19 protein-coding genes are annotated in these 22658 nt (G+C 42.0%); 5 read left to right on the plus strand and 14 right to left on the minus strand.

The window, feature by feature from the left end; translation table 11 throughout:
- Positions 1-4: 4 nt before the first annotated feature.
- Complete coding sequence (locus tag FW778_RS01825) at positions 5-1474, minus strand: T9SS type A sorting domain-containing protein (protein WP_150412893.1); 1470 nt, start codon at positions 1472-1474, stop codon at positions 5-7.
- A gap of 778 nt (positions 1475-2252) precedes the next feature.
- Between FW778_RS01825 and FW778_RS01830 the strand changes: the two genes are divergently transcribed.
- Entirely contained in the window at positions 2253-2942 is a 690-nt protein-coding gene (locus FW778_RS01830; protein WP_150412894.1) for an aspartate/glutamate racemase family protein, read from the plus strand.
- Between the two features lie 243 nt (positions 2943-3185).
- On the opposite strand, the gene FW778_RS01835 is transcribed toward FW778_RS01830, so the two are convergent.
- The 9 genes from FW778_RS01835 to FW778_RS01870 form a co-directional block, all read right to left on the minus strand.
- Positions 3186-5063 (minus strand): outer membrane protein assembly factor BamB family protein, encoded by a 1878-nt coding sequence (locus FW778_RS01835; protein ID WP_150412895.1) that lies wholly within the window; start codon positions 5061-5063, stop codon positions 3186-3188.
- A gap of 256 nt (positions 5064-5319) precedes the next feature.
- A complete protein-coding gene (locus tag FW778_RS01840) occupies positions 5320-8262 on the minus strand; it encodes a hypothetical protein (protein WP_150412896.1) in 2943 nt (980 codons plus the stop codon).
- Positions 8263-8735: 473 nt separating this feature from the next.
- Positions 8736-9302: a dihydrofolate reductase family protein gene (locus tag FW778_RS01845; RefSeq protein ID WP_150412897.1), complete on the minus strand. Its 567-nt coding sequence runs from the start codon at positions 9300-9302 to the stop codon at positions 8736-8738.
- Between the two features lie 500 nt (positions 9303-9802).
- Positions 9803-10663: a DUF1259 domain-containing protein gene (locus FW778_RS01850; protein WP_150412898.1), complete on the minus strand. Its 861-nt coding sequence runs from the start codon at positions 10661-10663 to the stop codon at positions 9803-9805.
- Positions 10664-10692: 29 nt separating this feature from the next.
- The gene (locus FW778_RS01855) at positions 10693-11826 is read right to left on the minus strand and encodes a chromate transporter (protein ID WP_150412899.1); all 1134 of its coding nucleotides are present in this window, start codon (positions 11824-11826) and stop codon (positions 10693-10695) included.
- Positions 11823-12275, minus strand: coding sequence for a chromate resistance protein ChrB domain-containing protein (locus FW778_RS01860; RefSeq protein ID WP_150412900.1), 453 nt, complete (start codon positions 12273-12275; stop codon positions 11823-11825). Before FW778_RS01860 ends, FW778_RS01855 begins: the two co-directional genes overlap by 4 nt.
- A gap of 5 nt (positions 12276-12280) precedes the next feature.
- On the minus strand, positions 12281-13300 hold the full coding sequence (locus tag FW778_RS01865) for a YncE family protein (protein WP_150412901.1): 1020 nt from the start codon (positions 13298-13300) through the stop codon (positions 12281-12283).
- Positions 13301-13312: 12 nt separating this feature from the next.
- The gene (locus FW778_RS22960; RefSeq protein ID WP_235906002.1) at positions 13313-13465 is read right to left on the minus strand and encodes a hypothetical protein; all 153 of its coding nucleotides are present in this window, start codon (positions 13463-13465) and stop codon (positions 13313-13315) included.
- A 74-nt stretch (positions 13466-13539) separates the two neighbouring features.
- Positions 13540-14376 carry a chromate resistance protein ChrB domain-containing protein gene (locus tag FW778_RS01870; RefSeq protein ID WP_150412902.1) on the minus strand — a complete coding sequence of 279 codons (837 nt, stop codon included), beginning with the start codon at positions 14374-14376 and terminating at the stop codon, positions 13540-13542.
- Positions 14377-15269: 893 nt separating this feature from the next.
- On the opposite strand from FW778_RS01870, the gene FW778_RS01875 reads away from it, so the two are divergent.
- Together FW778_RS01875 and FW778_RS01880 are read left to right on the plus strand one after the other, a co-directional pair.
- Entirely contained in the window at positions 15270-16223 is a 954-nt protein-coding gene (locus FW778_RS01875) for a fasciclin domain-containing protein (RefSeq protein ID WP_150412903.1), read from the plus strand.
- Between the two features lie 417 nt (positions 16224-16640).
- Positions 16641-17306 (plus strand): hypothetical protein, encoded by a 666-nt coding sequence (locus tag FW778_RS01880; protein WP_202552028.1) that lies wholly within the window; start codon positions 16641-16643, stop codon positions 17304-17306.
- Positions 17307-17575: 269 nt separating this feature from the next.
- Here the strand turns inward: FW778_RS01880 and FW778_RS01885 are convergent, their stop codons facing one another.
- From FW778_RS01885 to FW778_RS22970, 3 genes are all read right to left on the minus strand, one after another.
- Positions 17576-19048 (minus strand): Gfo/Idh/MocA family protein, encoded by a 1473-nt coding sequence (locus FW778_RS01885; RefSeq protein ID WP_150412904.1) that lies wholly within the window; start codon positions 19046-19048, stop codon positions 17576-17578.
- Positions 19049-19252: 204 nt separating this feature from the next.
- Positions 19253-19420 carry a hypothetical protein gene (locus tag FW778_RS22965; protein WP_202552029.1) on the minus strand — a complete coding sequence of 56 codons (168 nt, stop codon included), beginning with the start codon at positions 19418-19420 and terminating at the stop codon, positions 19253-19255.
- Positions 19421-19427: 7 nt separating this feature from the next.
- Positions 19428-19721, minus strand: coding sequence for a transposase (locus FW778_RS22970; protein ID WP_202552030.1), 294 nt, complete (start codon positions 19719-19721; stop codon positions 19428-19430).
- Between the two features lie 752 nt (positions 19722-20473).
- Between FW778_RS22970 and FW778_RS01895 the strand changes: the two genes are divergently transcribed.
- Both FW778_RS01895 and FW778_RS23550 read left to right on the plus strand, forming a co-directional pair.
- Positions 20474-20692 carry a hypothetical protein gene (locus FW778_RS01895; protein WP_150412905.1) on the plus strand — a complete coding sequence of 73 codons (219 nt, stop codon included), beginning with the start codon at positions 20474-20476 and terminating at the stop codon, positions 20690-20692.
- 311 nt (positions 20693-21003) lie between these two features.
- Positions 21004-21129, plus strand: coding sequence for a hypothetical protein (locus FW778_RS23550; protein ID WP_262714387.1), 126 nt, complete (start codon positions 21004-21006; stop codon positions 21127-21129).
- Between the two features lie 320 nt (positions 21130-21449).
- Here FW778_RS23550 and FW778_RS01900 read toward each other — a convergent pair whose 3' ends face one another.
- Entirely contained in the window at positions 21450-22532 is a 1083-nt protein-coding gene (locus FW778_RS01900; RefSeq protein WP_150412906.1) for a DUF4421 family protein, read from the minus strand.
- Positions 22533-22658: the final 126 nt, after the last annotated feature.

Below are 22658 nucleotides of genomic sequence, written 5' to 3' on the forward strand. Positions count from 1 at the left end.
TGAATTATGGTTTGATAACAAGTTGGGAAAATTCCTTGTCATTCGTGAAGAGTTTGACGAGGTATGTACCCGCCGCCCCATGAATCGTTCCCGGTACCAGGTAGTTAGCCTGTCCGAATGCTTTTTTGGATTCTATAAGGTGAAGATGGATATCATATATCCTGACCGTGATATCGGCAGTTTTGTCCAGCGATACGGCTACATTATAATGACTATCTGTTAGTGGATTCGGGTATACCTGGAAAGTGACCGGCCGGTCCGCGTCTGGAGACAACCGGGTCTTCAGTCCAAAACTAAACGCATCTTTTCCTGAACCGTCCGTATCCCAATGTATTCCGCTGAAACTGGCAATTCCGTCAGCAGACATATTGTCCGGCGTAATGTAAGTGCAATTTTTGGGGATAAAGTCACCCGAGCCGGAGCGGTCAATAGCCAAACAAAAGTATTCTTTAGGAAAATCAGCAGGAAGGAATGTTTTTGAATCGATTTTCAATTCAGTTGAAATGGTGCTGGCTGTTTTTCCCGAAAGCTTCATCAACCATTTTTTTTCAGAAAGCAGGATGTCACTTTGCGGCTGCCCCGAATTCTGGTTAAGCGTAAAATCCCTTGCATTATCACCCCAGACCAGGTAATCCTTGTCATTTATCTGGCCGGTGTTTATACTATTTAAGGGTGCAATTTTATTAATGCCAATTACCAGTTGATCCGGCGAACTGCTGCTCGTGCCCTGTTTTTGATAAAGTGTGGATTGATCATCTCTTCCTATACCAGCAATATTATTAGAATAAACTTCTTCATTTTTTCTGCTCCATATCGTTTCACCGCGGCTATTTACATAGTTCTTTTGCAGGGTGATTCCATATTTTATTGCCAAATAGCTTTCTATCCTGGCGATCTGCTTTTCTTTCAAAATCGTTTCATACACGATAAACTCGCCAACCAATCCGGCGGACTGACCGGCTTGAGGTGAGACTGCCGGGCTACCAAATTGAATGGCAATATCTTTATTCGTTGCGTCCTCAACGGGCGGGAAGCTTTGCTGCCCCAGGTAGGTAGAAATGATGGCCCCGGATTTTTTGCGCTCTGTAGTAGTTTCTCCGGGTTTTTCGAAGACCATACTCATTTTCCCGCTTTTACTGGCTACCTGCCGGGTAGAAAGCGAAAGATCACCAAAGCCACCATTTATTTGCCACACCGGTCTATCCTGGTCCGGGCCCGGATTGCGGTAAACCGTAAAGATAGTTACCCGTCTCATGCCTTCGATGGTGCCGGGCATTTTGATCTGTTTGCTGATCCCATTCATATCCGTCGCAGGATTAAAATTCAGGGTCGCTGTCTTAACCGAATCGGAAGAAAAGTTTCCTTTTAGCCAAAGTGACTGACGCCCTATTCCCCCTGGCGATTGGGCATTAAGGCTACAGGATAATAAGATAAGGCCACATAATACTGCGTGCCTGGTGAGTTTCCTGTACATGCATGTCTCTTTTAAAAGATGATAATTATTGTGCAGCGATCAAGAGGTAGGAGATGCTTTAGGTAGGCCTCAAAAAGATAGTACCCTAAATATATAAGTCTTTTTCTTAATTTACTATTTTTTTTGTCCTTTTATTTTTAGATAAGGCTTATAAGGTGACCCCTGGCCATTCACAAATTTTTAGCCTTGAAGCGAAAGAGCAATTCTTGAATTGATATTATATCAGATAAATTTCCAGGTCTTCCGGCAATGCATTTATTGGCAGATTACACGAGAAACATTGGAAAAGCGCACCAGGATAGAATTTGTAAGGACCCAATTCAAAATTGTTCCGGAAACATTTTAAACGGGTAAGAAGAATGGATAACAGGCAGAGTAGAATTATACAAAAACAAGCCACAGATTGTGATCCATAATGCCAACCAGGTTTATGATGTTGCAGCGCTCCTATTGTGAAAAAATAATCTCTAAGATTCAAGCAGGGGATTTCCTTCCCTTGGCAAACTCAGGACAAGCTTGCAATAAGCTTTGTTCGTCCCTTCAACATCCGTCATGCGCCTCGCAATGACGTAAAAACCAGCACTATGCCCAGGTTCGCACACGAAACTTAAGCTCCAATTATTCAAACGCTATACGGGATGGCTGGATAGGATTATTTTCTTATCTAAACATTCTCCGGACAGCCGGGCACAGGCCGCCTGGCACTTCCCTGAAGAGGATTAGTGAGGATGTCTCCAACAGCCCACCTTTGGTTCTTTATCTTTCTTATCTTCATACTATGAAAACAATTGGCATTGTAGGCGGCTTTACCTGGCTTTCGACGGTTGATTATTACAGGCTTCTTAACCAGGCGGTAAATAAAAAATATGGCGGAGTAACATCAGCAAAAATAATATTGAATTCAGTCAACTTTGAAGAGATAAAAACGCTCGTGGAGCGATATGATTGGGAAGGCCTTGCTGATATTGTAGTTGACGCCGCAGTAAGCATTGAGCGGGCTGGTGCAGACTGCGTGGTACTGGCAGCAAACACTCCGCATAAAATAGCCGACCAGGTAACAGGTGCTATCAAGGTTCCGCTGATACATATCGGTGAAGCAACAGCGAATGCAGTAAAAGCACGCGGTCTTACAACAGTAGCGCTGCTTGGCACAAAATATACGATGCAACTTGATTTTTATAAGAACAAGCTGGCAGAAAAAAATATAACAGCTCTTATACCCGATAGCGACGATATAGAGTACATTAACAATTCTATTTTTAAGGAGATGGGCAAAGGCATTTTTTTGCCATCAACAAAAGAAGCATATCTTGAAATTATAGATAAGCTGATTCAAAGCGGCGCCCAGGGCATAATATTAGGCTGCACAGAAATTCCTATCTTAATAAAGCAGGAAGATTGCGCCGTGCCTGTGTTTGACACCACAGCTATACACGTTGATGCTATTATGGATTTTGTGGCGGATTAGTAAAATTTCCCTTTGCTACTCTTAGTGTGCTCATAACCGTTAGTTGCCATAGATTAGTGGAAGAGTCCCCGCTTGTGACATATAATAAACTTTAACCTGTTTAAGCCAATCCTTGTCCCGCAGAAAAGAAATCGCATAACCGGTAAGGCCTATATTCCTTTACGCTTGCCTTTCTTTAATTCGGGCGAACGCTTGCGTTAACATTATGCCTGCGCCAACGGGGAAGGTTACAACACGGGCCAATTACCAGTTTACCCCGTATTCAATTACTGCCCGCATCTCGCCCATTTTAAAATTTATCTCATTAGAAGGAATATTTAACTGCAATAAGCCAGTGCCTTCGGCACCCCCATAATTTTTTATCCATTCTGTAATTGAACCAAATTCATCTGTAGCAAGGGGTGTTATTCCACTACCGGGTTCAATAACTGTAAAATTACTAACGGTTGTAAAATCAGTGAAGAGGCCTGATTTGTTGGCTTCTATTGTAGGATGGGACTGGTAAATTCCACGAATGAAATTCTTATCAACATATTTTAAGCCAAATACCGCACCGGGGATGCTATCATCATACCGCACAACCCGCCCACTACTGTCACGCGTATACGCAATGGGATTTAACCCAAACAAGGCAATTTTACCATGTGCTTCCAGGTACTGCAATACCAATGGTTTCCCGGATTTGTCATCAACAATATTTAACGGGAACCTGTTATCTGCAAAAACAATAACACTGTTAGCTGGATTGGTTAACTGTTCTTTCATTTCCTGCTCCAACTCTGCGGCGTCAATCAATTTATAGCCGCATGCCGCGAAGTAATCCCTGATATATTCATCTATCCCGTTTTGAAAATCGCTAAAGTCATTCTTGTGAATTTTTCCTTCCCAATACACAAATTTTTTACCCGGATGTATTGAAGAATCAGCTGGCGTATTTCCCTGTAATGCATAGAGTAAACCGTCTTCAGTGCCGCAATAAATTATTCCGCCTGCAATAACCGGTGTAGAAAATGACCTGCTGCCCATAGGGAAGCTCCACTGCTCCACTCCGTTGCTGCCATTAACAGCATGCAAATTACCGCTGAAGTTAAGGTCATTAAAATAGAGCATGCCCCCGGCTATGGTAATAGAGGAAAAGATGGCACTGGGCACTTTCAACCTCCATTTTTCTGCGCCGGTATTTAAATCGAGTGCCTGCAGCAGGTAATCGCTTCCGCATCCAACATATGCAACTCCATCTTTTATCGCAGTCGATAATATCCACGGGCCTTTATGATCATTACGCCACTTTTCTTTTCCTGTTTTTAAATCGAGCGCATAAATAATTCCGTCGCGGCCTCCTGTAACCACTACCCCATTTGAAATAGACGCAGAACAGAAAATGGATTTGCGATCATTGCTTTTGCTTTCAAAGGTATTGTAAGCTCCGTCTGTCGCAAACTTCCATTGAAGATTGCCACTGCCGGCATCGAGGCTTATAACAACACCGACGTTGTTGCCGAATACAACATGATTACCAGAAACTGATGGAGTAGTTCTTATTCTTGCACCGCTATCATATTTCCATATTACCTTTCCGGTGCTTCGATTCACTGCGTACAAAAAACCATCCCCGCTACCTGTAAAAAGAGTTGCACCCTTAATAACAGGTGATGAAAGATAATTGTCCCAATAATTTTCTTTTCCTAAATCTTTTCCCATTTTATATTTCCAGGTCACTTTTCCTTTATTGGTTTCCAAGGCATAGAGATAACCATCCCTGCTTGAAAAGTATACCGTTGTTCCGCTAACAGCGGGCGACGAATATATGGCGCCAGTTGTTTTAAATTTCCAGCATTCCCTTCCTGTCGCCTTATCCAATGCATAAAAATAGCCGTCGCCACAGCCAAAATAAATAGTTCCGTTAAAGATGGCAGGCGTGCTGCGGATAGGCCCTCCCGCCTGGTAGCGAAATTTTATCCCTTTTAATCCATATATAGCGTCCCAGGTAGTTTCACCCGTTAACTCCGAATTGTTCCGGAACATGGCAAAGGCGGCATTATTCTGCTTTTGCGCAACAGTAATACTCTGCGTAAAGGTTACACAGCCATACACAAGCAGACATCGTAAAAATGAATTCATAAAGAAAATTAATTACAATTTGAAATACAATTTTCGCGTATGTATGCAAGTGTATCAGAAGTGAATTCTCAAAACATGAAAATGCAATTGCCAGGCATTGATATTTATTGTTTAGCTCAAATCAATCGAATATAAACTCCCGGGGTAAGAATTCACAACTTAAGTCGTGAATTAATTGCGAATATCGTATCGGGCTTTATGCTTTTGGGATATTAACATCCGTCTGCCCGCAACCGCTGCTAAACACGAGCTACGGTTACTGGAAACCCATCCTGGCCACGAAATTGTTATCGAAAATGGGTAGGTTGCCGCTGAGGATAAGTTTTTTCACATAGCGAAATACATCTATCCTGGACATCGTTGCATTGTATTTACCTGCAAATGGAGTCATATCAAGATAGGATGCATCTATTGTTTCCGTCTCCAGTCCCCAATGGAAGGGTGGAAATTGCCCCTTGATAAATCCGGGCCATCCTTTAATAAAACCGATGAGGCCATCGAAAATATCATTGGCCTCCTGGGTCCGATGCGCTACTACTTCTATCATTACCGAATTATCGCCAAATTGTTGCATGCCCATTACTGTGAGTGTTTTAGGACAAAGGCGGATGGAAATATAACCCAAAAAAACTTTATTGCCGGAAGCCTGCTGATCAATAAAGCCAAGCATGTCATTGACAAAGCTAAAAGCAATATCGGGAGACAATGCTATTTCAAATCCGCGGCCACTGATGCCCGTAGAGGGCCAGCCAATGGCGCCTACCTTAAATGAAACTCCGCTGATGGCAGCTTTGGGTTCTTCATAAGTGTTTTGCAATGCATCCAATACACCTTCCAGTATGTCACTCAAAAACTGGTGTCCACGCCGCGGATCCGGATCATTAGCTGCATTCCACATCGCTTTAATCTGTGTGAGCGCCAGCAGCGATGAAAGAAGATTCGATGAATTGCTGATGCCACGTAAAAAATTACTGATGTTACCCGCACCAAATGCTTCACCCAGTGAGTCCCGTGGAATGCTTAAGAAATCGAGGAATCTTCCCAGGACGGGGCTATATAAAACACCATCTACGTCCGCGCTTTCTGTCATCTTGCTCGTCACGGAATTGAGGTAACCACTGATCAAATCATTTTCTTTACTATCATCGATAATTCCCGGAACAAACCTTCGGTTTACGATCCAGCAACTTTTGCTAAGCGGATTGATAGCGAGATCCACATATTGATTGTCATTGGCGCTGATGCCGGTTCCATTGAGGCTTCCATCTTTCAGAAAATTAAGAAGGGTCATATTTGCTGTGGCTACTCTCGCCAACAGGTCTGACTTTGCCACACCGGCTTTTGAAAGCATACTATCCCAGTCTGCATGTTTGAAAGTAACCTGCTGAATGGAAAACTGCGGAACTACTTCGAGCACTACGGAATAGATGATGCCCATTGTTCCCATAGAAGTAACCACTGCTTTCAAAAAATCATCAGCGGTAATATTTGGATCGGACCAAAGAGCGCTGGAAACAAAATTCGCATCACTAATATTAGGATAAATTCCCTGCAGGTCTGCCTTGGCGATCACGTTATTACTGCCTTCGATCCACCACTCCACTCCGCCCGGCCCGATGAGGTGAACAGCCAGAATGCGATCGATCATCAGCGGCTTTTTAAATTCTCCTCCGTGAGTAGCCGTGGATATAGTTCCTGCAAGAGTAGCACCTGGTGAGCCGCCGGTGGCTTCAATGGCAAGCCTTGGCAGATTATGATCCAGCAGGTTGCTCAGATCCGTAATGGTAATCCCAGCTTCCACCCAATAGCGATGACTTACAGTCAAGGGGAGACGATGGATCACCACCTTATTTTTTAGCTGGCACTGGAGGCTGGAACAGATGTTCCTTGTATCGATAAGTTTGAACCTTGGTTCATCACTTTTCAAATCGATCCCGCTGGTAATATTGTTTTGCAGGGCAACGTCATCATAGTTGCTGGAATGTTCAAGAGATTTTGCAACCTGGAAGGGGTAAACATCCATTGGATTATTTTTATCATTTACGCCGCGTAGTATGTAGCGTAAATTGGCTGTGCCGTTTCTCCCGCGTTTGAATATTGAAACATTATTTACCGAGTCGATATTATCCTGGGGCAAAGCGACATCCGAAAACGACCATCCCCCTCCCGCCGCCTTGATGCGGACTTCCCGTTCTATCGCCAAACTCTTTACGAGCGCCACCAGTTCCTGGTAAGTCTTAGGTTTCAATATTCCATCGGAAACAAAGCCATAAGACCAGAGCCAGTTGTTCCACCAGCTGCCTGTTTTTCCCGGTGCCAGGCTGGAGGAAAATTCCTGTACCCATTGATTAGCTGATGCATTGCCACCCCCGGTAAGTGTGAGACTACCGGTAGGCCAGAAGGTGAGAGAAGAATTATTATCGAGCTGGCCGGCTACCATTATGGTACCGTTACCTACTGAAAGTTTTACCGTAGAATGATCGGAGATGTTGCCCTGTACAGTGATACCACCGATGGCCCGGCCTTCTACGTAAGCATGATTATTAATGTTACCTCCGATAGAAAGAAATCCTTCGCACCTTGCCACGACGCTAAGGTCGCCGTCAATCTCTTTGCCTATCCTGATATCAGTGGCGGCCGTTAGTCTCACATCAGGGTTTGAATTAATATGGCCGGTAATAGTGACAGACCCTTGTGTGCTGATCAATTCCACACTCACATTGCTGTTGATATCGCCATCAATAACAATATCCCCGGAAGCAATTACATACATTTTTGCATTGCTGTTAATGTCTCCTTTAAAATTAACGGCTCCTGTTTTTGCCGTAACATGCAGATCGAAATTTCCGTTGAGGTCGGTGTGAAAAAAAGTAACATCTTTCCAGGCAATAATAGAAAGACCTGCGTCATTATTCCCGTTTTTTTGATCTCCGCTTTTGCCGATAAAAACTGAACCTGTTTTGCTTTCCAGTTTAGACGATGATTCGCTGTTAAATTCGCCTTCAAAATGAACATCGCCCAGGCCTATTGCAAGCAAGTGAGCCTGGCTGTTAATATCTTTATCCAGCGTAACCATTCCTGTTTCACTTACCAGCTTCACATCACTGTTACTGTTGATGTCGCCATTTAGTTCAATATCATCAGCAACGCTCATTTTTAAAACATCGTTACCGTTGACGTCATGATTGATCTGTACCATGGTTTATTATTTTATTAAATGAATGGGTAATAACAGCGTTTACGCCGCCCGTTAGAGATGCTACGTTTACAGGTAATATTCTTTTGAAAAAGGTTGGGTAACGAATCGTTTCCCGTGAGGTTGGTGAAAATTATTTTGGGGACCACCTTGTTGTCTTTGGGTGCTTACTCTTTTTAAAAGAAAGGATTTTCAGCCAGCTCCTTATCCTGGTAGATTTCAGCGCAGCAAGTAATCCGGGGGTTAGAGGCTGTTTATAAAGCAGGGTTGTAAGCAACAAATTTACCAGTGGTAACAGCAAGAGGTAGTAATAATCAGTATCCCTGTCAATATCATTTTATACCGGGAAGGCATTAAAACAAAAAACAAAGTTTGCTATTATTTTCGAGAAATACAAATAACCCTCTCTCCTGGCGGGTGTCCTCAACCGACATTTCAGGATCATAAAAGTATTGCTCCTGTCGTGGATTTTTCTGTTATTGTTTCGCGTACCGAAGTGCAACACACCCCGATTTAAGAACCGTTGAGTCAACCAATTTTATTTGTAACTTCTCTTGCAGGCTGATCCCTTCAAACAACCGTCTCCCCTCTCCTATAACCACCGGGTGAACCACAAAACGATATTCATCAATCAGGCCGGCCGCTGCAAGCTGTGATGGAATGGCTACGCCACCGGTTAAAATATTTTTGCCCGGTTCCTGTTTCAGTTTAAGTACTTCGTCGTGAAGGTTGGTACGAACTATTCTCGTTTTTTCTCCTGCGGCACTCTTCAGTGATTCCGAGAAAACGATAATGTTGCCCACGGCGTCAAATGCCCGGGCAAATTCAATATCTGATTTTCTGTCATTCTGCCCGGCCGGGTTTTTCGCCACATCGGGCCAGTACGGAACCATCAATTCATACGTTTTACGCCCGTATAAAAATGTGTCAGCATCCCGCGTGAGGTTCGTAAAATACTCCATCGTTTCCTCCTCGGGATAGAATTTGGTATGATCACAACAGCCATCCAGGCTTGTGTTGATTGCGTAGACTACATTTCTCATTTGATGGGTTTTAGTTGCAGTTTTTCTGAGCTGCAGCATAAGATCAAAAATAAAATATTTCATCCATTGCATTGAGGGCGATCCGCGACAAAAAAAGGGGCGTAGGCGTCAAATTCGTACTGGTATCTTCTCCTCTTTAAGCGCATGCGTTCGATTGCGCTCTCCGTAATACTGCTTCGGAAGAAGTGCGACTTTGAAAAAAGCCTCACCCCCCTGCTATACTTAGTGTGCTCATAACCGTTAGTTGCGCTATCCTCAATTTGCAACTAAGGATTTGCGAACATTAAATCTATAATGGAAATTCAATTTTAATAAGCCCGCATTGTTTGCCATAATAGTAATCCATGGCACTACTATAAATTTCTTACATAAAATGTACTTAGTTACAAATAAGTACAGCAGCCCTGATTATTTAAACTCTAGTTGAGTTAGCAAGAAGAGGATTGGTTTGCTTGAACATTTTCGGCACAGCTTTGGGGAAGCATTATACCTGCAACTTATTATCTGTTGGAGTTCGTTTTATCCAATGCTTCTTTTAATCCTTTTGCCAATTTCCCAGGTTCACCAACTGCCCAGAAATGCATCATAAATAATCTTGGTTCATCGAAAAGCATGTGATTATGCACTGCTGTGACCGTAATTCCATTTTCCGTTAATGCTTTTATAACCGGATTTACTTCATTTGCCAGCAACACAAAATCTCCTGTTACTGCCGCCCTGTTTCCATCCATTTGAAAATTGATCCCGGTAGCCATTCCTATCGCAGGGGGCATCTCCATTCCACCTTCCGTTAATTTTTCTTTTCTCGCAAAACCATACTGAAGAAGCACGCCGTTATGTTTGCCTGTATTGCCAAGTATAGCTTCAACCTTCGACCAGTCGGGGCCTGTCACAGTGTTTTGCGATTGGGGCGGAGTTAAAGGTGTTCCAGTTACGGAAAGACCTGATTTTATTTTGCCTGCTAACGTTGTAGCATCGCCATTACCTGAAAAATGTATGTATTTCAGGTTAGGTGTTTCGTTTATAAGATGATTGTGAATAGCTGTTATGCTCAAGCCTTCTTCAACCAATTTCGCTACCACTTTCGGTTCTTCTGTATCAAGTAAAACAAGATCACCCATCATCATAGCTTCATTGCCCATTGTCATAAAACCTATCCACGAGGTAAGTGCAAGGCCGGGAGCAACAGAAAAACCTCCAACCTTAACCTTGAGATCAGAGCGCGGATATACGATTTTATAAACACCTCCCTGTACCATCCCTTTTTTACCAAATACAGTGTTGATCGCTGTTGAATCTAATTGTGCAGATGCTGCACCAACAAAAAGTATTGCCCAAAGAAACAAGAATAGATTTTTCATATTGTATCTTTTTAGTTTTATAAATATTTTTATTTAATTATGAGAAGGCCAGTTATGGCAGCTGCAATAATTATTACAGGCTCTGGAATTTTAAAACGTAACAAAAGTAAAACTGTAATTACTGCAATCAGCACCGAAAGCATATCTGTAAATTGTCTTTTTGCAAGTACAATAACCGCACCAGCTATCGCCCCGATTGCGGCAGTGGTCACTCCATCCACAAAGGCTTTTATACCCGGTTTCTTACCATATTTTTTAAAATACGGCGCAGGAATTATGGTAAATAAATAACATGGTAAAAATGTTGCTAATGCCGCTACGTAAGCTCCCGGGAAGCCTGCAACCAGGTAACCAATAAAACCAACAGTAATAACTACAGGACCCGGTGTTATCATCGCAACAGCAACTGCATCCAGGAACTGCTGCCCCGTTAGCCAATGATTTTCTTGTACCACACTTCCATATAAGAAAGGAACAATAGCAAGGCCACTGCCAAATACAAATGTTCCTGCTTTAAGAAAAAACCACCATATACTAATTAGCTTTTCATCGAAAGATATTGATGCAGAAATTTGTAAAAGACATGGATGTATTAGAAAATATTGGCAAGAATGTTTAACAGGTGGCGCAGATTTATGAAACCATACAACAAACCCGGATGCGAGAATGAGCCATACATTTTCTCTTTCAGTTATTGCGGTTGTCGCCATCATAACAACAAATATTATCCATAACAACAGGTTTTTTCCCACCGTTTTCCGGGTAAGCTTAAAACTGCTTACCGCCATAATACCGATGACGGCGGCACCCACGCCGTAAAACATTGAATGCATCCATGGCAACCCGTTATATAACATATATGCATACCCTAAACCCACTACCATTACAAATGAGGGAATAACAAAAGCAATACCTGCCAGGGTTGCACCTGTAATTTTAAAATCAACATAGCCCAGATAAATAGCCAACTGGGCAGCTAAGGGCCCGGGAGCTAATTGTGATAGCGCCAATCCCTCTTTGTAATCTTCATTGGTAATCCACTTTCTCTTTTCAACCAGATCCGTGTGCATATAACCAATGAGAGCAACAGGACCGCCAAACCCGGTTGTACCCAGTTTAAGAAAATATTTAACGAGAGCAGTAAGTGAATATTTCTGATTCATAATACTGGTTTCCAATTGTGTTTTTCATCTTGCGCAAACCTGGCCCAGCTATACAATGCATCATATATCCTCATCCCGGTTTCAAGCATTTCAAAATCATTTTTATAATTATGTGAAAGTCCCGCTGATATGGCCCAAAGCCCTGCCGCCTGCGGTGCAAGATCAAACCGGTCTGTATCGGCGCCTCTAACGATGAGGGCTAGTTGCTGCAATGCCGCATCTGTAAGATGGTGTTTCTTTATAATAAAATCAAAGGTGCAATATTCTCCTTCGTGGGAGTATTCTGCCCCCGGAATGTCATACGGTATTGCTCCCGAAATTGCTGCTTCTTTAAATACCTTTTCCCTGGGCACATATATAAATTCAGCTTTGGCATCTACAAAGTTTTTAATCAGCCAGGGGCAGGCTATTCTATCTATTTTAGGACGCTCCCTTGTTATCCATTTCATGATTTTTATTTTTGAACCTGGTAAACCATTAATTCGCCGTCATGCCCATATACGGATGGCTCGCAAACAAGAAAAAGATGTAATTGCGGAACAAATAAAGAAGTTCTCGCCCCATTTCTTGTAGGGATGTTTGCTATCTGCACGTATTTACCTTCTCCTTCAAACTGGAAAATATTGATATATCCCTGGTTGGTATATCCACCACCACAGCTTACATATATCCGTTTTGTTATCTCATCATAAAACAGATCATCACTGTCGTTGGTTAATTCGCTGACGCTTATCCTGTGGCCGCTGTTAGCATTCATAACTACTAATTTTCCGGGATGGCGATAGCCAATGAAAAGTATGTTTCCTGATGAATCCAAAGCCATTGGGAAATTTCCTGAACGGTAATCTTTACTAAGATCGCGAACTGATTTTAACTTTTTTAAATCAACTATGCTAATCAAAGAAGCCGCGGGCAGATTAACATGCAGTAAACTATTTTTTCTATTCACCTGGAAACCTTCAGGATGGTCGGGCAATTTAATATCAGCAATTTGCTTTTTGGTTTGTGCATCAATTATAGCAATGCCGCCTCTTCCATATCCTACATAAATTTTTTTGTCAACAGAATCATAACGTACATCATCGGCATCAGACTTTAGATGTATGGCAGCAATTTTTTCAAAGCTGCCTGCATTATAAAAATAACATTCACCATTACCTCCGTTAGCAACAAATATTTCATGGCTTTGTGGTATATAAGCGATGCCCTGGGGCTCATCAAGACCAGTGATGCTCTTCAATACTTTGCCGGAATTAAGATCAACAACTTCCAAGGTATTACTGCCTAATGCGGCTATATAAACTACCTGGTCGTTTAAATTAATATCCAAATGATCAATGCGTCCCTTTACGCCGGGAAGCGAAATTATTTTAGCCAGTTTCAAATAATTCTCTCCGAAGGTACTTTGTCCTTTACAACCTGAAAAAGGACAGCATGATATAAATAAGAAAATTTGCAAAAGAAAATACTTCATTTTATACCCGGGTTAAATATTATTTAAAAAGAAAGCGCCAATTACCAAAGCAACTCCTATAAATGTAATGATGTCTGTATCTTTTACCAATCCTGATATAGTTACTGCAATACCTGCAATAATTAAAAAATATTTTACAAAAGAAGATTTACTCTTAGGATACATCTGCATTTATCAACAGCAAAATTGCCGGTAACCGTGATTAATAAATAGAATGAAAATAACTATTTGTATATCTTTTACTTTTTCGCAATTTCTTTTCTAAAGACGGAAGGATTTTTACCTGTATGTTGTTTAAATATTCTTGTAAAATGGCTTTGGTCTGAAAAGCCTGTGAGATAGGCTATCTCAGTAAGTGAATATTTATTTTTTTTCATCAGTTCAATAGCTTTTTCAATCCGCAATTTTCTTGTGTATTCTCCAAACGAAAGATTATTAAAATGTTTTGAAAATTTTCTTGATAAGTAAGAAGGGTTAATGTCAAGGCTTTTGGAAATTTCAGTAAGGTTCAAATTAGTATCAATCTGGTCCTGTATAATTTCTTTTAATTCTTTTACCCAATCCGGTGTTTTCTTTTTTGCAGCCTTTTGTTTTATAAATTTATTAAACACATCAATGAATAAATGATCGATTGGGTTTTGAGTGTGCTTTTCTCTTTGCAGGAAAGTCGCCCAGCTATATAAGGCATCATAAATCATCATCCCCTTTTCCAATAGTTCATAATCGTCTTTGTTATTATATGCCAGCCCAGCCGATATGGCCCATAAACCGGAAGACTGCGCTGCTATATCATGCCTGTCATTATCTGCGCCTCTTACTATTACTGCTAAAGTTTTTATTGCAGGATCCTTAATTTTATACTTCTCAATAATGTAATCAAACGTGCATTTGTCTTCATAATGTGAAAATTCAACACCCGGTATATCAAAAGGAATTGCGTTTAATTGTGCTGCTTTTTGTTGTACCCTGTCGGGGGCTACGTAAATAAATTCAGCTTCTTTATCTACAAACTTTTTTATAAGCCAGGGGCAGGCAATGCGGTCAATCTTTGGGTGCTCCCGTGTTATCCATTTCATAGTGATTTAAGATATGTTTATCAAATATACTCCTTGTTCTCCTGTGTGTAAATGAAAGCAGGAGAAATAATTGCGAATAGCCATAACAGTTATATCAAAACCTCTGCGCCGGAAAACTGGTCATTGGTGCAAGCGTCCTATGCTTGCGCGACAGTGGGGGCTAACGCTCGGTTTACCGCCTCAAGTAAGCACAGTTTTCAAACACGAATAAGACGAGCCCGGTTGTATCCTTTACCTCCCTAAGGATTATCCAATCCCTCAAGATAAAGGTTAGTGAGTGCACCGGTATACCTCACCCTGCGGCTGTACAAGCGGCCTCTTTTATAATTGAAAATTGATAGTTGACAGTTGGTAGTTGACTGGGGTTAGTTGTTGGAAGGACAGTTGACTGTGGATAGTTGACAGGTCCACTTTCAAGTATCATCCAGCTTCCAGCTTCCATCATCCATCATCTACCATCCATCATCTATCATCCATCATCTCCAGCCCTGTTGGTCTTCCTTCTCTTCCAAATTTGAAACATTACAAAAACCAAAAATCAGTCGCCGATGTTGTGTGTTGTGCGGATGATTGGCAGCTTGGCAATCACCAACATCAGTTTAGAGCCATGACACCATTTATTTTAGCCTATCCAATGTGTTAGAAATCCGAATTCATCTTCTACCGTGCGTTTATCTCCGCCCGTTTTTTTGTAACCATGGTTTTAAGACTGCCTGTAATAGATGGCAGTATTCGCCTGCGGCAACAGTCGGCCGCATTTAACCTGGACAAAATATATCCAAATCCAATCTGTCAAAAAAAGATAAGAATCTTTTGAACTTTTTTGTATCACAATTTGTTTAATAAATTACAAACAAACATTAAACAAAACAATCACTTAAAAATTGAAGGTTATGAAATCTTTATCATCAAACACAGTAATCAAAGCCATCCTATTCATTTTCGTAATTGGCTTATCAGCCACTTCATGTAAGAAAGAACATAATAAGGGGCCTAAATCCATCTATGGGACAATATCCAATGATCCTAATTATTCTTTTTTAACGGCAGCCGTAAATAAAGCCGGTCTTGTGAGTGCACTGAATGATGGGGATAAATCATCCCTTACACTCTTTGCACCCTCCAATGACGCTTTTATTGCTGCGGGCTTTAAAACTCCCACCGATTTAGCCGGTATTCCTGACACCACGTTAAAAGCTATCCTGCTGTATCATGTTCTTGGAAGCAAGGTGGAGGCCGCACAGATTCCTCAGGCAAGTAATACAGCCGTAGCTACCTTAAACGGGCAACCTGCATATGCTACCCGTACCATTGATGGTAAAGTGTACATCAACGGAGTTAGTGTCATCAAAGCTAACATCGAATGCACCAACGGTGTCATTCATGATATCAACCGTGTGTTGATTCCTGCCATGGGAACGATTGTGCAAACCGCTATCAGCAACCCGAACTTCAGCTTGCTTGTTGCGGCAGTCTTAAGAGCAAGCCAGGGCACAACAAATGTAGCCACTGTCTTATCAGGTGCCGGCCCTTTCACTGTTTTTGCTCCCACCAACCTGGCTTTTATTAATGCGGGTTTTGCAGATGCTGCTGCCATCAATGCTGCGGACCCCAATACGTTAACCTCTATTCTTACCTACCATGTAATTGCAGGAAGGATTTTTTCAAGTGATCTAACTAATGGCGCGACTCCGGCAACAGTGAATGGAGGAAAGGTAACTATTACCCTCACTTCCGGAGCAAAGGTGAAAGGGAATGGAAATGCAACCCCCTCTAATATTATAGCAACCGACATCGTTACCACTAATGGTGTGATTCATGTAATAGACCAGGTGTTGTTGCCATAGCCAGAATTCAATATTAATAAGGCCCGTAATTAAACAATACGGGTCTTTTTTTTGCCAGCCACTCCCAATTGTTGACTGTAGTTTAAGTATATTGCAATTAATCGAAACTTTGAAAAAGTTGAATTAAAACCTCACACTACTTGTATCACTAAAAAGATAGCAACGCAAAACCAACACGCAGGTTGTTGATCACCATGGTGCGGTGAATGGGCTGGGGATATTTCTTAGCGGGAGTTGCAGCACAAAATTCCGCCAGGATACTATTAGAGGCAAATTGATGTTGGTAGCAGCACAAGCGCGACGCATGTGTTAAACCTATGCTTGCGAACAGTGGGGGAATTATCGCCATTGCATATAAATTACTATCTTTAAAAACCTAATTCCTTGCACTTTTATCATCCACCTTCACAATTGCATATGAAACTATTTTTTTTACTCCTCGTAGCAACTACTTTTTGTTTGGGATGTAACAACCAGCACCAGCCAAATACTCCTGGTAAAGATTCAATTATTGCTAAAACAGGTACCACTACCGTGGTGCCGGAAACAATCCCTTTCAAAGCGGATGTACCCCATTCTGCTATGCAAATAAAGCTGGCATTGCTGGCTGCGCCTCCTGAAAAAAGAGATAGCGCGACCGTATATGGCTATGATGCTAACAATCAAGTCGCGGTTATAAGAAAAGGAACCAATGAATTGATATGTCTTGCAGACAATCCTGCTGATACCGGTTTTTCTGTAGCCTGTTACAACAAAGACCTGGAACCTCTCATGCAAAGAGGGCGTGAATTGAGAAAACAGGGCATCAGGGATAAGCAGTTATTTGATGAACGTGCAAAGGAAGTAAAAGAAGGTACCCTCCAAATGCCTAAAAGCCCTGCTACTTTATATGTTTATTCTGCAGATAACAAAGATGTTAACCGTGCAACCGGTGAAGTAAAGAAAGGCTATTTGCGTTATGTCATTTACATCCCTTTTGCAACAGCGGCCAGTACAGGTTTACCGGAAAAACCTTCTGCTCCCGGTATGCCGTGGATCATGGATCAGGGAACTTATCATGCGCATGTTATGATCGATCCTTAGGTGAAACCTGGTTACGATGCAATCGTTTCAATCCTCTCATGGAGCGTCCGCTTGTGCCATATTATAAACTTTAACCTGGTTAAACTAATCCTTGCCGGCAGGAAAGAAATGGCATAACTGCAGGCTTTATATTTCTTTACCCGTAACTTTTTTGAATTCGGGCACAAGCGGACGCTGGCGCTAACCCTATGTTTGCGCGAACAGTGGGGTTCCGTGTGCCACCTTTAGACAATTAATATTCCACCCTTCTTTTTTCTTTAAAAATAATATTAGAATTTCAATTCCGGCCATCCTTCGCGGTAGGTACGTTTTACAAACTGGTTGGCTGCATCAAAGTTGGTTACCTTCATGTTCTCTGCATCCCATTGAAGTGTAATGCCGCGTCCCGGATAATTAAACCCCTTACCATCAGCCGTAGCTTCCCGATAATCGAAACTTCGTATAGCCAGGTTGGCCATCAATATACTTTGCGTTAGCGGTACGGCATATTCTATAAACGGCGAATCTACTTCCATCTTTCCGTACCCTGCAATACAGGCCTCTACCCACTGTCCATAGTGACCATCCGTACCGCCAGGCACCCGCGGATATTTTTTAGGTACATTCACTTCATTAGTACGGGAAGTAGGCAGCAATTGCGGATCCTCTCCATATACGCCACACATCATTTTACCTTTGGTGCCTTCAAAGATTACACCATTTCCCGTGTCACCTTTTCCACCCATTATCTCGTTCGGGCCCAATTCTGCCGGGCGTGCAGGCTGCATGCCGCCGTCCATCCAGTTCAGGATAATATCCTGACCGCTTTTCCCTTTAAATTTCAGGTGAGATGATGATGAAATAGGTCCGCTCTGCGGGAAATAAGCCTGTTGCCAGTTATCTACATAAGGTGTACTTACGCTGCTAACAACTTCGGTAGCGTATTGAAGCCCGAGCACTTTAAACACAGGGCCAACAATATGACACGCCATATCACCAATGGCCCCGGTGCCAAAATCCCACCATCCCCTCCAGTTAAAAGGCACAATCATATCTTCATAAGGATGTTCCTGTGCAGTTCCCAGCCAAAGGTCCCAATTAAGCCCTGCGGGTATGGGTGGATTTTTTTGTGACCAGGGAATTCCCTGTGGCCAAACGGGGCGGTTAGTCCAGCAATGAACGGTATGGACTTCACCAATAATACCTGCCTCATACCATTCTCTTAATTGGCGGACACCATCCCCTGAAGAACCCTGGTCGCCCATTTGCGTAACAACTTTATAACGTTTTGCAGCTTCCCCCATCATGTGTGCTTCCCATATATCATGGGTCAAAGGTTTTTGTACATACACATGCTTGCCCAGTTGCATGGCGTGAAATCCCACTATGGCGTGGTTATGATCCGGGATTCCCACATCTACTGCATCAAAATTTTTATGTTCTTTTTCAAACATTTCCCGCCAGTCATGATAAAATTTTGCTTTGGGAAATAATTTACGATTCTGTACAGCCTGGCGCTCATCTACGTCGCAGAGAAAAGCAATTTCTGCTTTCCCCGTTTTGGCAAAATGACGGTCATCATCACCGCCCTTACCCCCGGCGCCCACACCCGCGATTAATAGCTTATCGCTCGGCGCTACAAAACCTCTTCCTAATACATGACGCGGCACAATATAAAAACCTGCGGCGGCAAGGGATGCATTACGGATAAATTCTCTCCTGGAGGAGGATGATTGACTAATAGTTTGTTTTTCGTCTGCCATTGCTTTTTAATATTTATAAAATGAACTAAGATACTTAGCTTTCTACCACAAATATAAAATTTTTAATAATTCATAACTTGAGCCACGAATTAATTGCGAATACCGATAACAGTTATATTAAACCACTGCTCCCGAAAACTGGTCATTGGCGTCCGTGCCTGTTGCACAAACATTCCATAAAATAATTTCTTCGTTGTCTAAAGTTCAGCTAAAACTTCTTCCATTAGTTTGTTGCGGAAGGCTTTCTTCTTCATTAAGTTCGCCAGTATAATTATCTACATCTTTTAATACTTCTTTCCTCTGTAAACTTTCCATTGATGCATTTGCCTGCACGGCCACACTATCAATAGCTTGCCTTTTTCCTGCAACCATTCCTTTATCAATGCACAGACTTAATACTTCCTGAATAATTCTTTAAAAACATCTTCTCCATACAACTGTCTTGTTCGGCTAAGGTACTATGCCATGGCAGTGGCTCATCAATATCATAGCCGATAAAGAACAGCATATCGAGCCGCATACTAACGGTGTTGATGATACGCCGGTCACTGCCGGGGTTTTCCAAATAGCCAATCAACACGAGTTTAAAGAAAACTGCCGGGTCTATTGACTGTTGTCCATCGGTGCCATAATATTTTTTCGTTGCCTTGTAGAGCCATTGAAGATCCGGCAAACCTTTCAGCCTTCGGTAGAAATTATCTTCCGGGACCCGCTGGGAGCGCTGAAAGGATGTAAAGAGTTGTTCGGTGTAATATTTTTTCCTTGCCTACTTTAAGATACTATCATACAAGCCTATTTGCAACTATCTTTATACACAGGATGTGAGTTAGGCAACAGGCACTAACGCTTGCACCAACAGTGCAGCTAATTTAACGACAACATTTGTCGTGATGCATTTTTTCGTTTACCAAAGAAAATTGTCATATATACTGCGAACATGACTAACAGCCCGCCTAAACTGATTCCGGTGGCAATTAAGAAATAAAAAAATACCTGGTACAAATTCATGTGCAATTTTTTTTTGTATGTAAAACGTAATCAGCAACAAGTATATTGCTTAAAAAATATTTGTATAACAGCATTATGAAGTTGGAATATTCATGTGGCTGTTGTTCGCGTCCGCGCAAAACAAAGACTAACACGACGATGCTCAAGGGTGGCTGATGCGCTTAACAAAAGAGAGAAAACCCCCGGGCTGGCTGTATTATATTATGGCACAGTTATAGCCAACACACTTAGCTACGCTACCAAACCTGCGCCGGCGTTACTTCTTTACAGTTCGATGAATGGAGGAGACATATTGGCGCGATTGTGAGATACTCAAGGGTGGTTGATAGGTTTACAAAAGAGAGAGAAACCCGGGCTGGCTGTACGGCACACGAAGTAATGGAGCAGCTAAAAGTTGGTAAGTGAAAACTGGCTAATATGCGACGGGATGGAGAAATATCGTACACTTGCTTTGGAAAAACAATCATGTACCTTAAGCAGGAACTGGCTGCGATGCTAAAAGACCGGCTCGTTATTGGCCGGAAAAGCATCCTGCGAAAGCTGAAGGCTGATGTGCTTAAAAATGCTAGCGGGTGCTACCTGGTTTTTTTAATCGTAAGCGATAATTGTGCAACCTTAGCCACAATCTCAGGATAGCAGTTTCTAATAATCTAAACGTTGTACGAAATAGCATGTAAGAGGATTTTTTTATTTGAACATCCTCAGTATAGGGGAGCCCTCGTTTATAATTATAACGGTTATGAGTAAATGATCTTTGTAAGATACGATCTGACTTTTTGCATTTGCTGGGCTTCCACCTACGCCCAGTTTCGTGGCACACGAAACCGTGCTATTTTATTGGTTTCGTATGCCACGAGCCAAGGCCTTCGATAAGATTTCAGAATTTAGCGCAGGGGGAAAGCAACAATGGCATAGTTTTTATTACCAAATAATAAAACATAAATAATATGAAAAAGTATTCACTGATCGTTGCTATGCTTATGGTAATTGGTGCGTCCATTAGTTCTTGCAGTACTTCCGGAAAAATACGTACCAAACATCATGAGGTAGGTGTGGGTGCACATGTTAATTAGCTATTAAACTCAATAGGAGCATGCGTACCAATGAGTGGTTTATGAAAAAATAAAGCCATACGCCATTAATAACTTTAAAAAGCCCACAAAAGCGGGCTTTTTTTTATAGGGCTGCAGTCCTCCGTGTTGTCCTGCCTTTAGAATTCCAAGCGTAGAAAAGTTCCCCCAAATTCGCACAAGGTTGCTTTGGCGCAAGGTACTGAACAGTGGCGGCTCTCACGAGTGGTTGATGTGAGCTTGTGAAAGAGAAGGAACACCCACGCCGGCTGAAAACCGGAACACCTATATCGGCTAAGAAACCATTCTCAGGATAACTGAGGTTATTGCTGCACCTTTTCTTTTAACTCCTGCAACTTGTCGGCAGCAAGCTTTTCTGCTTTGTCCATAGCGGCGGTCAGTTTTTTTGGAGCATTGAAGCGATAGCCAATGAACAAAGAGCCTGAGCCTCTTTGTGGAAGAATCGCATAATCACCATTGGTGTGGCTGTAGCCATAAGCACCGGTCGTGATTTGTATGCCTGTGAAAAAACGACGCGAATCATACCCAAAAGTTAAGACACTTTCCACCTGGTAGACCGTCCGCTTGTATATGGTTCCCGCATTACCGGATGATTCACGTGTCAAAAGTTTTGTCCGGCTAAAACCTATGCCAGGACTGACGCCTGCGGAAGCATAAAGATGGGATGGTGTGACAAGGGTGTAATAATAGCCGGGTGAAAAAACTACCTCTAATGTTTTCGATTTCTGTGAACTGCTTTGGCCGGGCAAAGGCGTTGGATCTTTCACGACAAAGTGTTGGTATGATACAGACGGCAAAAAAGTTCCCGCACTTTTCACCTGTCTTTCCGTTTGTGAATTAATAGCGTTGAAAGAAAAATTATCATTGAATTTGTAAGCTGTCTGGCCTGAAAAACTTCTGAAAATAAGGCCGGGTAAATGTATGTATGGATCACCTGCTTTCCATGTGGGATCAAAGGCATTTGTATTATCGAGGTAATAACCTTTCACCCTTGAGTAGTTAATCTTTTGAATGATATGATGAAAGTTGGAGCTAAATCCGAAGCCGAAAGATTTCGTCTCACCTTTTATGTTATGATCAACATTCTCATTAAAAAGATTCGGCGCAAACGTGAGACTGAATGCCAGCCACCGGTAGTTAATGCCTGCATTCAATTTCGTTTTATTGTTTGATCTTATTTTGTAACGGCTTGTATTTTCAAGATCAAAGCCATCCTCTTTGCTGCCTAACGACATTTTAAAGGTAAGCAGGTCGTTGTAGTTCTCAATATATTCGTGGAAGATTGAGTCTCTGTTGCCGGCATCAGTTTGCGCAAATGAAGTTTGAGCAATAACATGCAAAAGCAGGAAAATAAGAAATGTGTAAAGGAGCGTTCGGTGCAACATCCTGGCAAAATAGCAAACTCTGCGATATCTTATGGGATTGTCAATCTAAAATAACAATTCGTTTAATTGGCAAATAAGATCGGGGATTAAAACCGGAACACCGGCGTAGGCTCTTGCCGGGCAAAT

It is taken from the genome of Ginsengibacter hankyongi (assembly GCF_008710285.1).
Taxonomy (GTDB): Bacteria; Bacteroidota; Bacteroidia; order Chitinophagales; family Chitinophagaceae; genus Ginsengibacter; species Ginsengibacter hankyongi.

Excerpts from the sequence above, each read along its gene's own strand:
- FW778_RS01825 (WP_150412893.1), bottom strand. The coding sequence starts at position 1,474 with ATGTACAGGAAACTCACCAGGCACGCAGTATTATGTGGCCTTATCTTA.
- FW778_RS01830 (WP_150412894.1), top strand. The coding sequence starts at position 2,253 with ATGAAAACAATTGGCATTGTAGGCGGCTTTACCTGGCTTTCGACGGTT.
- FW778_RS01835 (WP_150412895.1), bottom strand. The coding sequence starts at position 5,063 with ATGAATTCATTTTTACGATGTCTGCTTGTGTATGGCTGTGTAACCTTT.
- FW778_RS01840 (WP_150412896.1), bottom strand. The coding sequence starts at position 8,262 with ATGGTACAGATCAATCATGACGTCAACGGTAACGATGTTTTAAAAATG.
- FW778_RS01845 (WP_150412897.1), bottom strand. The coding sequence starts at position 9,302 with ATGAGAAATGTAGTCTACGCAATCAACACAAGCCTGGATGGCTGTTGT.
- FW778_RS01850 (WP_150412898.1), bottom strand. The coding sequence starts at position 10,663 with ATGAAAAATCTATTCTTGTTTCTTTGGGCAATACTTTTTGTTGGTGCA.
- FW778_RS01855 (WP_150412899.1), bottom strand. The coding sequence starts at position 11,826 with ATGAATCAGAAATATTCACTTACTGCTCTCGTTAAATATTTTCTTAAA.
- FW778_RS01860 (WP_150412900.1), bottom strand. The coding sequence starts at position 12,275 with ATGAAATGGATAACAAGGGAGCGTCCTAAAATAGATAGAATAGCCTGC.
- FW778_RS01865 (WP_150412901.1), bottom strand. The coding sequence starts at position 13,300 with ATGAAGTATTTTCTTTTGCAAATTTTCTTATTTATATCATGCTGTCCT.
- FW778_RS22960 (WP_235906002.1), bottom strand. The coding sequence starts at position 13,465 with ATGTATCCTAAGAGTAAATCTTCTTTTGTAAAATATTTTTTAATTATT.
- FW778_RS01870 (WP_150412902.1), bottom strand. The coding sequence starts at position 14,376 with ATGAAATGGATAACACGGGAGCACCCAAAGATTGACCGCATTGCCTGC.
- FW778_RS01875 (WP_150412903.1), top strand. The coding sequence starts at position 15,270 with ATGAAATCTTTATCATCAAACACAGTAATCAAAGCCATCCTATTCATT.
- FW778_RS01880 (WP_202552028.1), top strand. The coding sequence starts at position 16,641 with ATGAAACTATTTTTTTTACTCCTCGTAGCAACTACTTTTTGTTTGGGA.
- FW778_RS01885 (WP_150412904.1), bottom strand. The coding sequence starts at position 19,048 with ATGGCAGACGAAAAACAAACTATTAGTCAATCATCCTCCTCCAGGAGA.
- FW778_RS22965 (WP_202552029.1), bottom strand. The coding sequence starts at position 19,420 with ATGGTTGCAGGAAAAAGGCAAGCTATTGATAGTGTGGCCGTGCAGGCA.
- FW778_RS01895 (WP_150412905.1), top strand. The coding sequence starts at position 20,474 with ATGCGACGGGATGGAGAAATATCGTACACTTGCTTTGGAAAAACAATC.
- FW778_RS23550 (WP_262714387.1), top strand. The coding sequence starts at position 21,004 with ATGAAAAAGTATTCACTGATCGTTGCTATGCTTATGGTAATTGGTGCG.
- FW778_RS01900 (WP_150412906.1), bottom strand. The coding sequence starts at position 22,532 with ATGTTGCACCGAACGCTCCTTTACACATTTCTTATTTTCCTGCTTTTG.